Here is a 13,550-nt window from a genome sequence, read left to right on the forward strand (position 1 = left end):
CACCCCCTTCGCCAACGGCCGCAGCCGGTCCGCCCCCGAGGCGCCGCGCCAGCCCGAGACCCCCCAGCCGCGACAGCCCGCGGCCCCTCCGACCAGCTCCAACCGGGGCGAGACGGTCAACACCTCCACCGGCGGACTCGAGGCGATGTTCGCGGGCACCGGCGGACAGCCCGTGCCCCAGGGCAGCGCCATGGAGCAGCTGCGTGCGATGCGCCGCTCGATAGCGCAGCAGCGCGGCGTCGACCACCTGGCCGGGCCCGGCGCGGAGAGCGCCTCCTCCGGTGGCATCGACGCGAACGGCTTCCCCTCTGGGGGGCAGGCCCCGCCCGGGGTGAACGGCAACGGTTCCTACCCCGGTGCCTCCGGCGCGCACCCCGCCCCCAACGTCCACGCGGCGCAGAACGGGCACGGACCCAACGGTCAGGGCGGCTACCCGCCCTCCGGGACCGGCGGACACCCGTCCATGCGCGGGGTGGAGCAGGGCGGTTACGGCCTCCAGGGCAGACCGGGACAGGGGCAGCAGCCGGGGCAGCAGATGCCCGGCGCCCAGCCCGGGTTCACCAACGGGACCGGGCCGCAGCCGTCCTTCAACGGGACGGGGCCACAGCGGTCCTTCGACGCGGGGACCGGCCCCCAGGCCTCGTTCGCCGACTTCCAGCAGGGGCCACCGCAGAGAAACTCACCTCCGCCCGGCCCGGACCTGAGGTTCGGCCCAGGTGACGAACCAGGCTTCGGAGGTGGGGCGGACACAAACCCTACCTATGGGACCAGTACGGCAACTGACGCCGCTCGCCGCGGTGGCGCCGCCCCCGGTTTCGGGGAACGGCGACCTACTGGTCCCGAGTACGACAGCCGGTTCGGTTCGGCTGGATACCAGGAATCCAACCCTAGTCCTGGATATACCCAACAGACGGGCTCCAGCGCGCATACCGTTGATGACGCGGTGCATGTCGCGCACAAGGAAGGGAACGACTTCGCGGAGTCGATCGCTCGTGAGGCGCCCGCCCTGTGGGTGGAGGCCGTCCTGGCTCGTAGGCCGAGGATGCCCTCCGACCTGGAGGCGAGGCTGCTCCAGGGTTCCTCACTCCCGATCGACCACCTGTTGCGCGACGAGGTCCGTGACGGACTGCGCCAGGGGTTCTGGCAGGCACTGGAGCGTGCCAGGCCCTGACCGGCGCGCGCGAGTGCGAGTAGGGGATGGGGGCGATGCGGTTGACCCAAGTGACGACGGCAGAACTCGACCGGTTGGAATTCCACGCCGTCCGGTCGGGTGAACACAGCCGGATCGCCGCCCAGCTGCTCGACCTGGCCAACCGGGTCGACGCGGGGAGCGAGGTGACCCGGGCGGAGCTGTTCGTACGCGCCGGCGAGCAGTGGGAGATCGCCCAGGAGTTCGAGCGGGCCTGCGCCGCCTACCAGCGGGCCATGGACGACGGCGGCCCGACCGTGGTCGACGCGCACGCGCTGAGCGCGGGGGCGCTGCTCCAGCTGGACGAGCGCGACCTCGCCTACGAGCACCTGAAGCGGCTGGAGAAGGGGGCCCAGCCCGGACTCCAGACCCACATCCACGTGGCCGAGGCCCTCTACGCCCACGACGACCTGGAGGGCGCGGAGCGCTGGGCCACCTCGGGCGCGCGCTGGTTCGAGAACCGCAACCTGTCCGCCTACGCCCGGGACCTGTTCGACGAGCTCCTTCGCATCCGCTTCCGGATCCGCACGGACCTCGGCCTGCCCGAGGACGACCTGGACATGCTCCTGGACTTCTGACCGGCCGCGCGGTCGCGGCCCGCGTGCCAGCGCGTGCCCCGGGGTACGGCGCGCCGTGCGGCTCGGCGACACCCCCGGGAAGTGAGCTTTCTGACGCGCCCCCGATCCGGCCCCGACCGGGGGCGCGATCGGCCGTCTCCGGACTCCCAGGGTCCGTTTCCCGCAGCCACACCGACCAGGTACGCCAGGTTCGGTCGTCAATCCCGGGGCGCGCGAACCCTTCTCCGGCGTATCCGCACGGCCCTGTGGCCGATCTCCGGGAGTCGGGCGGACACGCGCGCCCCGCCGACGTTCTAGGCTGGGTCACCGACCCTCCGCGAAGGCCCTCGAACCGGCCGGAGACGCCCTGTCACAGGGCGCCCGTGGGGCACTCATACCACGCTCCAGGCGTGTGTTCGACATCCGTCGAAGAATCCGAGAAATCAGCGACACGCCATCATCTTGCGGTGTTCCAAGGTGGCACCCCCTAGATGTAGTATCGGGACCCGTTGGTGGTTCACCGGGGTTCCCTCCCTGGTGAAGCAGACGGGAACGACGACCGCCACACGCGACGAGGCCCCACGGGGCCCCGGGAAGCGGAGGTTGAGTAGGTCACCCGCGGGTCCCAGGACCCGCCATCAGCAACGCAGACGAGGGGGCTTCGAGGGGAGTCGCCGCGACCCGCCGGTCGCGGGTCCATCCGCATCCGGTGCGGTGGGCCGCCGGTGCGAGCCGCGCGTCTGCTACTCGTGAACCCCGTTCCCCGCCGGGACTCTTCTTTACCGAGGTTGGAGCCGCTGTATGACCCTTGACGTCGAGGCCGTGCCCGCATCCGTTCGGCCCGCGCCGACCAACGGCGGTGGCGCCCCCGCCGCCATCGACCGGATCGAGCACGTCGTAACCGAGGCCTGTGCGCGGCTCACCGGTGTTTCGGCGGCCAAGGTCCTCACCGAGGCGCGTCGGGGCTTCTACCCCGGGATCGCGGACTCCGAGGTCGAGCTCGCCCTGGTCATGGCCGCCCGCAGCTACGTGGAGGTCGACCCGAACTACTCGTACGTGGCCGCCCGCCTGCTGCTCGACAAGCTCCGCACCGAGGCTCTCAGCTTCGTCAGCGGCGCCGCCGAGACCGCCACCCAGTCCGACATGGACGACCGCTACGCCAGCTACCTGGCCGCCTACGTCGGCCGCGGTATCGACCTCGGTCAGCTGGACCCGGCACTGGCCCAGTTCGACCTGGAGCGCCTGGGCAAGGCCCTGCACGCCGACCGCGACGAGCAGTTCACCTTCCTCGGCCTCCAGACCCTGTACGACCGCTACTTCCTGCACAGCGACGACGTCCGCTACGAGCTCCCGCAGGCGTTCTTCATGCGCGTCGCGATGGGCCTGGCGCTGAACGAGGACGACCGCGAGGCCCGCGCCATCGAGTTCTACGAGCTGCTGAGCTCGTTCGACTTCATGGCCTCCACGCCCACCCTGTTCAACTCGGGCACGGTCCGCGCGCAGCTGTCGTCCTGCTTCCTCACCACGGTCGGCGACGACCTGCACGACATCTTCCACGGCATCAGCAACAACGCGATGCTGTCCAAGTACTCGGGCGGTCTGGGCAACGACTGGACCCCGGTCCGCGGTCTCGGTTCCCACATCAAGGGCACCAACGGCAAGAGCCAGGGCGTCGTCCCGTTCCTGAAGATCGCCAACGACACCGCGGTCGCGGTCAACCAGGGGGGCAAGCGCAAGGGCGCGGTCTGCGCCTACCTGGAGACCTGGCACATCGACATCGAGGAGTTCCTCGACCTCCGGAAGAACACCGGTGACGAGCGCCGCCGCACCCACGACATGAACACCGCGAACTGGGTTCCGGACCTGTTCATGAAGCGCGTGGAGGAGCAGGGCACCTGGACCCTGTTCTCGCCGGACGAGGTCCCCGACCTGCACGACAAGTACGGCAAGGACTTCGTCGAGGCCTACGAGAAGTACGAGGCCGACGCCGAGGCCGGCCGCATCAAGGTCTCCAAGAAGATGCCCGCCGTGGACCTGTGGCGCCGCATGCTCACCATGCTGTTCGAGACCGGCCACCCGTGGATCACCTTCAAGGACCCGTCGAACCTGCGCTCGCCGCAGCAGCACAACGGCGTGGTGCACTCCTCCAACCTGTGCACCGAGATCACGCTGAACACCAGCAAGGACGAGGTCGCGGTCTGCAACCTCGGCTCGGTGAACCTGCCCCAGCACGTGGGCCCGAACGGCATGGACGTCGAGCGCCTGCGCCGCACCGTCCGCACCGCCGTGCGCATGCTCGACAACGTCATCGACGTGAACTTCTACACGATCCCCGAGGCGCGCCGCGCGAACATGCGCCACCGCCCGGTCGGCCTGGGCCTCATGGGCTTCCAGGACGCGCTGTTCAAGATCCGCACGCCGTTCGCCTCCGAGGGCGCGGTGACCTTCGCGGACGAGAGCATGGAGCTGATCAGCTACTACGCCATCGAGGCGTCCATGGAGCTGGCCAAGGAGCGCGGCTCGTACGAGAGCTTCGACGGCTCGCTGTGGAGCAAGGGCGTCCTGCCCATCGACTCCCTGCGCCTGCTCGCCGACTCCCGTGGCGGCGACCTCGACATGGACCGTGGCGAGACCCTGGACTGGGACTCCCTGCGCGAGCGCGTGAAGACCACCGGGATGCGCAACTCCAACGTCATGGCGATCGCACCCACCGCGACCATCGCCAACATCACCGGCGTCAGCCAGTCGATCGAGCCGGTCTACCGGAACCTGTTCGTCAAGTCGAACATGTCCGGCGACTTCACCGTCGTCAACGACTACCTGGTCCGCGACCTCAAGGAGCGCGGTCTCTGGGACGAGGACATGGTGTCGGCGCTCAAGATGCACGACGGCAGCCTCGGCGACATCGACCGCGTGCCGGACGACCTGAAGGCCCTGTACGCCACGGCGTTCGAGGTCGACCCCAACTGGCTGGTGGACGCCGGTTCGCGCCGCCAGAAGTGGATCGACCAGGCCCAGTCGCTCAACCTGTACATGGGCGCCCCCAGCGGTAGGAAGCTGGACGCCCTGTACCGCCGCGCCTGGCGCTCCGGTCTCAAGACCACCTACTACCTGCGTTCGCAGAGCGCCACCCACGTGGAGAAGAGCACGCTCAAGGGCACGGACGGCCGACTCAACGCGGTCGCCTCCACCCCGGCCGCCCCCGCGGCGGCCCCGGCTCCCAGCCCCGTCGCGAGCCCGGCTCCCAGCCCGGCCCCGGTGGCCGAGCCGGTGGCGCCCGAGCCCGAGGACGAGTTCGAGATCGTCGACGGCCAGGCGTGCAGCATCGAGGACCCCGAGTGCGAGGCCTGCCAGTAGCGAGGGACCCCGGGGCGCCCGCGACACCCGCGGGCGCCCCCGCCCCCCCTCGTGGCACCCCTCCACTCCCCGCAGACGACCCCGGCCCGACCGGAGAACGGACAAGTTCGAGCATGACCGCGGTTTCCGAGAACAGCGCAGCGGCCACCAGCGGCCTCGGCGAGATCGAGCGCGACGCCGAGCGCGTCAACGTCGACGACAAGTCGATGATCAACGCCCGCGCCGACGTGAACCAGCTGCTGCCCCTCAAGTACACGTGGGCGTGGGAGAAGTACCTGGCCGGGTGCAACAACCACTGGATGCCCACCGAGGTGGCGATGCAGGCCGACATCGCGCTGTGGAAGTCCAAGGACGGGCTCACCGAGGACGAGCGCCTCATGCTCAAGCGCAACCTCGGGTTCTTCGCCACCGCGGAGTCCCTGGTGGCGAACAACATCGTCCTGGCCGTGTACCGCCAGCTCACCAACCCGGAGTGCCGCCAGTACCTGCTGCGCCAGGCCTTCGAGGAGGCGGTGCACACGCACACCTTCCAGTACATCTGCGAGAGCCTCGGCCTGGACGAGGGCGAGCTCTTCAACATGTACCGCGAGGTCCCCTCGATCACCGCGAAGGACGCCTGGGCGCTCAAGTACACCCAGAACCTGGAGAACCCGGAGTTCCGGACCGGCACGCCCGAGGCCGACCAGTCCTTCCTGCGTGACCTGGTCGCGTTCTACGTGATCTTCGAGGGCATGTGGTTCTACACCGGCTTCGCGCAGATCCTCTCGCTGGGCCGCCGCAACAAGATGGTCGGCATCGCCGAGCAGTACCAGTACATCCTGCGTGACGAGTCGATCCATCTGAACTTCGGCATCGACGTGATCAACCAGATCAAGATCGAGAACCCGCACCTGTGGACCGAGGAGTTCCAGGCCGAGGTGCGGCAGATGCTCACCGACGCCTGCGAGCTGGAGGTGGCCTACGGCCGCGAGACCATGCCGCGCGGCGTGCTGGGCCTCAACGCCGAGCTGTGCGAGAAGTACATGCACTTCATCACCGACCGCCGCGCCGAGCAGATCGGCCTGGCCCCCATCTTCGGCGAGACCGAGAACCCGTTCCCGTGGATGTCGGAGATGATGGACCTCCAGAAGGAGAAGAACTTCTTCGAGACCCGAGTGATCGAGTACCAGACGGGTGGCGGCCTGGACTGGGACTAGGTCCTTCCAGGGAGAACACGATTCTCTCCCCTTCAACGGCCCGGGGCGGGCGCGCGCCCCGGGCCGTTCGCGTGCCCGGGCCTCCCCGATCGTCACACTTCCCCTTGCGGCCCTGTCCGCGACCATTTCCGAAACCGACCGATTCGGTGTCGTGGATCAAAGAATCAAATGTCGAATTATGTTCGGGAATCGAGAACGCCACGGTGCGGTGCTTCGTGAGGAGTCGGTGGTCGACCGGTCGAGGTTCCGCTGGTTCTCCCTGGCAGTCGCGTTGACCAGGTCGACCCAGGGGTGCGCGTGCCGGGAGTGGCGCAAGTGAAAGCGGATTCGTTGAGGGTCGAAGGGGTCGTTCACCCTATGGGTATACGGACAGTCCGAGAAGGTTGGTGATCCGCCTTTTCCGGGCGAGAGTGCGGAACACGTCCTAAGCTGACCGAGTGATCCCATCCTGCGATCCCGCGGCCGAAGCGGTCTTCCGCCGCGTCCGGGCCGACAACGCCCTGGAGGTCACCATCGAGCGGCTGATGTGCGCCATCAGGCTCGGTGTCGTCCCGGCGGGCGGCCGTTTCCCGGCCGAGCGCGACCTCTCCTCCCGGCTCGGCGTCAGCCGTGTCACCCTGCGCGAGGCGATCCAGCACCTCCGGCGAAGGGGCTACGTCCAGTCCCGGCGCGGTCGGGGCGGCGGCACCTTCGTCGCCGAGCCGCCTCCCAGGCCCACCCCCGACGAGGCGCGCCGCGGCCTCGGTGGGACCGGCGCCGCCCTGGACGACCTGCTCGCCTTCCGGCGCACCCTGGAGACGGGCACGGTGGTCCGGCTGGCCGAGACCGGCCTCACGGCGGACCAGCACGACCTCCTGGACCGTCGCGTGGGCGTGGCGGCCGGCGCCGGACCCGCCGACTACCGGCGCTGCGACACCGTCTTCCACATCACCCTGGCCCAGCTGACCGGATCCGAGCGGACGACCGCCGCGGTCACGGAGGCCCGGATGAGGATCAACCAGCTCATGGACGTGGCGCCGCTGACCGAGGACGGTCTGGCGGCCAGCGACGGGGAACACCGCCGGATCGTCCGGGCGGTGAGGGCGCGCGACCCCGAGGCGGCGCGGCTCGCCCTGGGCGGGCACCTGGCCGGTGTGGAGCACCGGTTGCGGGAGCTGCTCGGCTGAGGGCCCGAACGCTCAGGGGAACCCGTTCGGAAACCGACCGCGGTCGGTGTCTCGTTATCTGGGACCGTTTCGGAGCCGTCGGGCCCCACGTATGTCCGATCCGACAAACAGGACTTCCCGGCGATGGCCAGCCGAACAATTCTGCCTGGTCGAGAACTCGACCAGGTCTCGACCGGGTGTTGTTTCGCACACAGGGCATTGTGGTCCGGGCTACCAACCGTGATGATCGGCCTGTTCTTAGTAAATGACGCTAAACGGTCAAACGTTGGCGTTTCCAGGGAAAGGAGGAGACGGTTGAACCCCGACTCCTTGGTCGGCCCCATCGTGACCTTCACGATCTACCTCGGCCTCATGGTCGCGATGGCTGTGTACTTCTACAGCCGCACCCAGTCACAGTCCGACTTCGTCCTGGGCGGCCGCAAACTGGGCAGTCTGGTCACCGCCCTGAGCGCCAACGCCAGTGACTTCAGCGGATGGCTCCTGCTGGGTCTGCCCGGCGCCATCTACGCGTCCGGTCTCGGTGAGGCCTGGATCGCGGTCGGTCTGGCCTCCGGCTTCCTCGGCAGCTGGATCCTGCTCGCACCGCGACTGCGGGTGTACACCGAGCGCGTCACCGACTCCCGCCACGGCGGCGAGTCCAACTCGCTCACCCTCTCCGCCTTCTTGGAGAACCGCTTCAACGACCGCACGCGTCTGCTGCGCGCGGTCTCGGCGATCCTCATCATCGTCTTCTACTTCTTCTACGTCGCCTCCGGCATGACGGCGATGATGTCGCTGTTCGACCAGGTCTTCGGGCTCAACCCGGAGCTGGCGGTGCTCATCGGCCTGGGCATCGTGGTCGCCTACACCGTCATCGGCGGCTACCTCGCGGTCTCGGTCACGGACGTCGTGCAGGCCATGATGATGTGGCTGGCCCTGCTCGTGGTGCCCGTGGTCGCGATCAGCTTCCTGGGCGGCCTCGGCGCGGTCGCCGACGGCGTCAACGCCAACGGTGAGAACCTGATGTCGGCCTTCGGCGGCTCCACCCTCACCGACGGGGCCTGGGTGTCCACCGAGACGCTCGGCTGGGTCGTCATCGTCTCCGGTCTGGCCTGGGGCTTCGGCTACTTCGGCCAGCCGCACATCCTCGCCCGCTACATGGGCATCCGCTCCCTCAAGGACATCCCCAAGGCCGCGGCCATCAGCGTGACCTGGGCGGTCACCGCCATGGCGCTGGCGCTCCTCGTGGGATTCGTCGGCATCTCCTACTTCGACACCCCGCTGGACGACCCCGAGCAGGTCTTCCCCCGCCTCATCGACGCCCTGATGAACCCGTGGGTCGCGGGCTTCCTGCTGGCCGCCATCCTCGCGGCGGTCATGAGCACCGCCGACTCCCAGCTCCTGGTGGCCTCCTCCGCCATCACCGAGGACGGCTACAAGGCCTTCGTCAACAAGGACGCCGACCCGAAGACCCTCATGTGGCTCAGCCGCCTGGCCGTGGTGGTCGTGGCCGTGGTGGCCGCGCTCGTGGCCCTGTACGGCGACCAGTCCGTCATGGGCCTGGTCGGCTACGCCTGGGCGGGCTTCGGCGCGGGCTTCGGTCCGGTCCTGGTCCTCGCCGTGTTCTGGCGCCGGATGACCTGGGCCGGCGCCCTGGCCGGGATGATCGCGGGCGCCACCACCGCCATCATCTGGGACACCGTCGACGAGGCCTACCTCGGCATCGGGCTGTACGCCATGGTTCCCGCCATCGCCCTGAGCGTGCTGTGCGTCTTCGTCTTCAACGGGCTCGGCAAGGTCAGCCCGCAGATGGAGGAGGACTTCGACCGCGTGCAGGCCGAACTCAAGGCCGGCGGCCGGGACGACGAGCCCCAGCCCGTCGCCTGACACCCGTCCTACGGAGCCCGCGGTCCCCGCCGGACGGACCGCGGGCCCCGTAACGAAAGGCTTCCGTGCCCGTGTCACGTTCGGCACGGGCACGCTCGCGCTCTGGCGCCGCACCCTCCAGAACGGTAGAACGGTGACATGTCGTCACTGACGGAACACCCGGCCGCCTGGACCCGCACCGACGTACCCCAGGGGTTGGGGCTCGGAGCGGTACTTCCCGAGCCCGACGGCCACCGGCTGGAGGCCGGGGAGACCGTGGTGGAGGGGGAGGAGCGCTTCTTCACGCGCTTCACCGTCCGCACGGACCTGGCCTGGACGACCCGCGAGGTCCGCGCCGAGGTGCTCTCCACCAGCGGTCCCAGATCGGTCACGCTCCGGGCCCAGGACGGCCACTGGACCGACGCGGACGGCCGCCCGCTCCCCGAACTGGTGGGCTGCCTGGACGCCGACGTCGCGGCCACCCCCCTCACGAACACGCTCCCCATCCGCCGTCTCGGCCTGCGTCCCGGAGAGCACCGGGACATCGCGGTCGCGTGGATCGACATCCCCTGCCTGCGGGTCCGCCGGGTCCGTCAGCGCTACACCCGCCACCCGGCCGAGGACGGGTTGGAGCGGTACACCTACCGCGACCCCCTCCACGGCGAGTACCGATTGTCCGTGGACGGTGACGGCGTGGTGGTGGACTACGAGCGGTTCGCCCGCCGCCTGCACACGGACGCCTGACCACGTGGTGAAGCGATCCCCCGCAAGGGTGATAATCGGTGGACCACGCACCACACCCAGGGAGCGCACGTGACCGAGACCGAGCTGAGCGAGCAGCGCCGCGAGATCATCCGCGACCTCGAAGTCCCCGAGCACTTCGACGTCGACGCCGAGATCGAGCGCCGCGTTGCCTTCCTCGCCGAGAGACTCACCACGACCGGTGCCCGCGCGCTGGTCCTCGGGATCAGCGGGGGAGTGGACTCGCTCACCGCCGGACGGCTGTCCCGTCTGGCCGTCGACCGCGCCCGCGAGGCCGGGCACGAGGCCGAGTACGTGGCCGTGCGCCTGCCCTACGGGGTCCAGAAGGACGAGGAGGACGCGGCCCGAGCCGTGGAGTTCGGCGCCCCCGACCGCTGCCTGACCGTGGACGTGCGCCCGGCCACGGACGCCATGGCCGCCTCCCTCATCGAGGCCGGCGTGACCCACGAGCACGCCTTCGCCGAGGACTTCGTGGTCGGCAACGTCAAGGCCCGCCAGCGGATGATCGCCCAGTACGCGATCGCGGGCGGCCTGCGCGGCCTGGTGGTCGGCACAGACCACGCCGCCGAGGCCGTCACCGGCTTCTTCACCAAGTACGGTGACGGCGGGGTCGACCTGGTTCCCCTGACCGGCCTGACCAAGCGCCGGGTGCGCGCGGTCGCCGCCGAACTCGGCGCCCCCGAGGACCTGGTGAACAAGGTGCCCACGGCCGACCTGGAGACCCTCACCCCGCAGAAGCCCGACGAGGACGCGCTGGGGCTGACCTACGACCAGATCGACGACTTCCTCGAGGGCCTCCCGGTCTCCGACGAGGTGGTCCGCACCCTCGTGGACCGCTACCGTGTGACCGGGCACAAGCGCGCCCTCCCCACCGCTCCCTGATCCCCCCGGGTCCCCGCGGCACCACCTCGCCCCGGCCCCACCCGCACCCCCGGCACCGCGGACACCCCCGCCTCCCCGGCGCACCGGGGGTCCCGGTAGTGCTGGCACCACCCCCAGTGGGAGGGCAGGCCGTCGGTGAGAGAGGGTACCCAGCGCCCTCGCGGCCCCTTTGACCTGGCGCCTAGAGTCGATACGAGCGACGCGTCACCACTGCCGTCATCCGTATCGGTGAGCGCCCGTCAGCAGGGCACGCACCGGGACGTGTCGGGACCCCCCACAGGTCAGCACAGCCCGGTCAGCACGTCCAGGCGCCACCGGTGCCGGGACGTCCCCCAGAACCCGGGAAAGACCAAGGAGCGACAAGCCATGACCGTGACCGTCGAACCCGCGGGGGGGGGGCGGCCNCCGCGCCCCGTTCCAGGAGCCGGGACCGTTTCCTCGACTTCCTGCGCCTGTTCGTCATGGTCCTGGTGGTCATCCAGCACTGGTGGCTGCCGGTGCTGACCGTGCAGTCCGAGGGCGAGCTCGCCGCGACCAGCGTCCTGAGCACCCCGGGCGGGTTCGCGCTCACCTGGGTGTCCCAGGTCATGCCGCTGATCTTCTTCGTGGGCGGCGCCGCCAACCTGATCAGCTGGCGTTCGGCCCAGAACCGGGGCGAGTCCGCCTCGGTCTGGTGGGCCAAGCGGCTGCGGCGGCTGGCCTGGCCGGTGGTGCCCCTCGCGGTGGTGTGGATCCTCGCCTCGCACCTGGCGGTCCTGGGCGGAGCCCCCCAGCAGCCGGTGCTGGTCGGCGCCGGGGCGGCGGGCATGGTCCTGTGGTTCCTGGCCGCGTACGTGCTGGTGGTGGTGGCCACTCCGATCCTGGTGGCCGCCCAGGACCGGTTCGGTTGGTGGGTTCCGGCGGCGCTGCTGGCCGGCGCGATGGTCGTGGACCTGAGCCGGTTCGGGTTCGGGGTGGAGGCCTTCGGCTTCCTGAACGTGGCCTTCGTCTGGCTGGCCGTGCACCAGCTGGGTTTCCGGTACGCGACCGGTGCGATCCGCCGCCCCCACGCGGTGGGGATGGCCGCGGTCGGCGCCGTGACCGCCGTGGTCCTGGTGTACGTGGGGCCCTACTCCCTCAACATGACCGGCGTGTTCGCCGCCGAGACCTCGAACGTGGCCCCGCCGACCCTGGTGCTGGCGGCGTTGGGCGCGGTGCAGGTCGGCGTCGCGATGCTCCTGCGGGACCGGATCTCCGCGTGGTCGGACCGGCCCGGTCCGGCGCGGATGCTGGACCGCGTCTCGCCGCAGCTGATGACCGTGTACCTGTGGCACATGCTGCCGATCTCCGTGGTCGCCGGGGCCGTCGTGTACGGACTGGGGATCAACACGCCCGACCCGATGACCGGGCTGTGGCTGCTGTGGGGCGTGCTCGGCGTGGCGGTCCTGGTGCCGCTGCTCCTGCCGCTGGCCAACTGGGCGGTGCGGTTCGAGGAGCCGCCGAAGGTCCTGCGGGGCGACCCCGGGCTGGTCCGCGTGCTGGCCGCCGCCGCGCTGATCGGCGGAGGGCTGCTGGCCCTCACTGTGGCCGGTCTGGGCTTCGGTCTGGCGCCGGTACTGGGCCTGGTGGCCGTGGTCTCCGGTCTGCTGCTGACCGCCGCACCGCGTGCGCGCTCCGCCGTCGGGTCAACGCGAGCACAGCTTTTGCCCAGTTTCCTGGTTCGACCCGGTGGCCGGGACGGTTACCCCGGGTAGACCGGTGGGATGAACCCGAGACGCATCGCCTTCGAACGGCGCGGAAGCGGTCGCCCCGTGGTCCTGCTGCACGGGCTCGGGGATCGAAGACAGAGCTGGGAGGCGGTGTCGCCCCGGTTGGCCGCCGACTACGAGGTGGTCAGCGTGGACCTGCCGGGGTTCGGGGAGTCCCCGGCGCCGGAGCTGGACGAACCCTACGACGTGCACAGCCTGGTGCGGGTGATCCGGGAGTTCTGCGAGCTGCACGGGTTCGAGCGGCCGCACCTGGCGGGCAACTCCCTGGGCGGCTCCATCGCCCTGGAACTGGGGGTCCAGGGGGTGGCCGGTTCGGTGACGGTGTTCTCACCGGCCGGGTTCTCCGACCGGCTCGCCCGTTGGGGTATGCGCACGGTGGGCGCGGTGGCCAACCTCGCCACCCACCTGCCCATGCCGGTCAAGGAGCGGCTCGCCGACACCCCGCCCGCGCGTGCGGCCGCGCGCATCGCCCTGCGCGGCGACCCCTCCTCACCCGAGGCCAAGGCGACCCGGTTCGGTATCCAGGGGCTCACCCCGGGGGCGCCGTACGTGCGCATGGTGCCGAGGATCGCCGACTACGACTTCACCTCGCGCCCGATCGCCTGTCCGGTCACCATCGCCTGGGGCGACCGGGACCGGACCCTGCTGCCCTCCAGCGCCGAGCACGCCCACCAGCGGGTCCCCAACGCGCGCATGGTGTCGCTGCTGGGGGTCGGACACATCCCGATGGCGGACGACCCCCTCAGCGTGGCCGAGCACATCCGCTGGACGTGCAGCGCCGCCGACCGGGCCCGGAGAGGGGCGAGCGGAGCCTTCCCCGGGAGACGCGGCGCGGGATAGCGTGGCGG

Annotated in this window: 10 protein-coding genes; all 10 read left to right on the forward strand. The window is 70.2% G+C overall.

The window, feature by feature from the left end; genetic code table 11:
• A partial coding sequence (locus D452_RS0112130) for a hypothetical protein (protein ID WP_017544416.1) occupies positions 1-1,171 on the forward strand: 1,171 nt, incomplete at its 5' end.
• A 26-nt stretch (positions 1,172-1,197) separates the two neighbouring features.
• Positions 1,198-1,767 carry a hypothetical protein gene (locus tag D452_RS0112135; protein ID WP_026129225.1) on the forward strand — a complete coding sequence of 190 codons (570 nt, stop codon included), beginning with the start codon at positions 1,198-1,200 and terminating at the stop codon, positions 1,765-1,767.
• Positions 1,768-2,547: 780 nt separating this feature from the next.
• A complete protein-coding gene (locus D452_RS0112140; RefSeq protein ID WP_017544418.1) occupies positions 2,548-5,103 on the forward strand; it encodes a ribonucleoside-diphosphate reductase subunit alpha in 2,556 nt (851 codons plus the stop codon).
• Between the two features lie 113 nt (positions 5,104-5,216).
• The gene (locus D452_RS0112145) at positions 5,217-6,299 is read left to right on the forward strand and encodes a ribonucleotide-diphosphate reductase subunit beta (RefSeq protein ID WP_017544419.1); all 1,083 of its coding nucleotides are present in this window, start codon (positions 5,217-5,219) and stop codon (positions 6,297-6,299) included.
• A 437-nt stretch (positions 6,300-6,736) separates the two neighbouring features.
• Complete coding sequence (locus D452_RS0112150; protein WP_017544420.1) at positions 6,737-7,465, forward strand: FadR/GntR family transcriptional regulator; 729 nt, start codon at positions 6,737-6,739, stop codon at positions 7,463-7,465.
• 294 nt (positions 7,466-7,759) lie between these two features.
• On the forward strand, positions 7,760-9,331 hold the full coding sequence (gene putP / locus D452_RS0112155; RefSeq protein ID WP_017544421.1) for a sodium/proline symporter PutP: 1,572 nt from the start codon (positions 7,760-7,762) through the stop codon (positions 9,329-9,331).
• A gap of 138 nt (positions 9,332-9,469) precedes the next feature.
• Entirely contained in the window at positions 9,470-10,054 is a 585-nt protein-coding gene (locus D452_RS0112160; RefSeq protein WP_017544422.1) for a putative glycolipid-binding domain-containing protein, read from the forward strand.
• 69 nt (positions 10,055-10,123) lie between these two features.
• Positions 10,124-10,954: an ammonia-dependent NAD(+) synthetase gene (gene nadE / locus D452_RS0112165; RefSeq protein WP_017544423.1), complete on the forward strand. Its 831-nt coding sequence runs from the start codon at positions 10,124-10,126 to the stop codon at positions 10,952-10,954.
• 461 nt (positions 10,955-11,415) lie between these two features.
• Positions 11,416-12,687 (forward strand): acyltransferase family protein, encoded by a 1,272-nt coding sequence (locus D452_RS28190; RefSeq protein ID WP_017544424.1) that lies wholly within the window; start codon positions 11,416-11,418, stop codon positions 12,685-12,687.
• 9 nt (positions 12,688-12,696) lie between these two features.
• Positions 12,697-13,542: an alpha/beta fold hydrolase gene (locus D452_RS0112175; RefSeq protein WP_017544425.1), complete on the forward strand. Its 846-nt coding sequence runs from the start codon at positions 12,697-12,699 to the stop codon at positions 13,540-13,542.
• The last annotated feature ends 8 nt before the right edge of the window (positions 13,543-13,550 follow it).

It is taken from the genome of Nocardiopsis prasina DSM 43845 (assembly GCF_000341265.1).
Taxonomy (GTDB): domain Bacteria; phylum Actinomycetota; class Actinomycetes; order Streptosporangiales; family Streptosporangiaceae; genus Nocardiopsis; species Nocardiopsis prasina.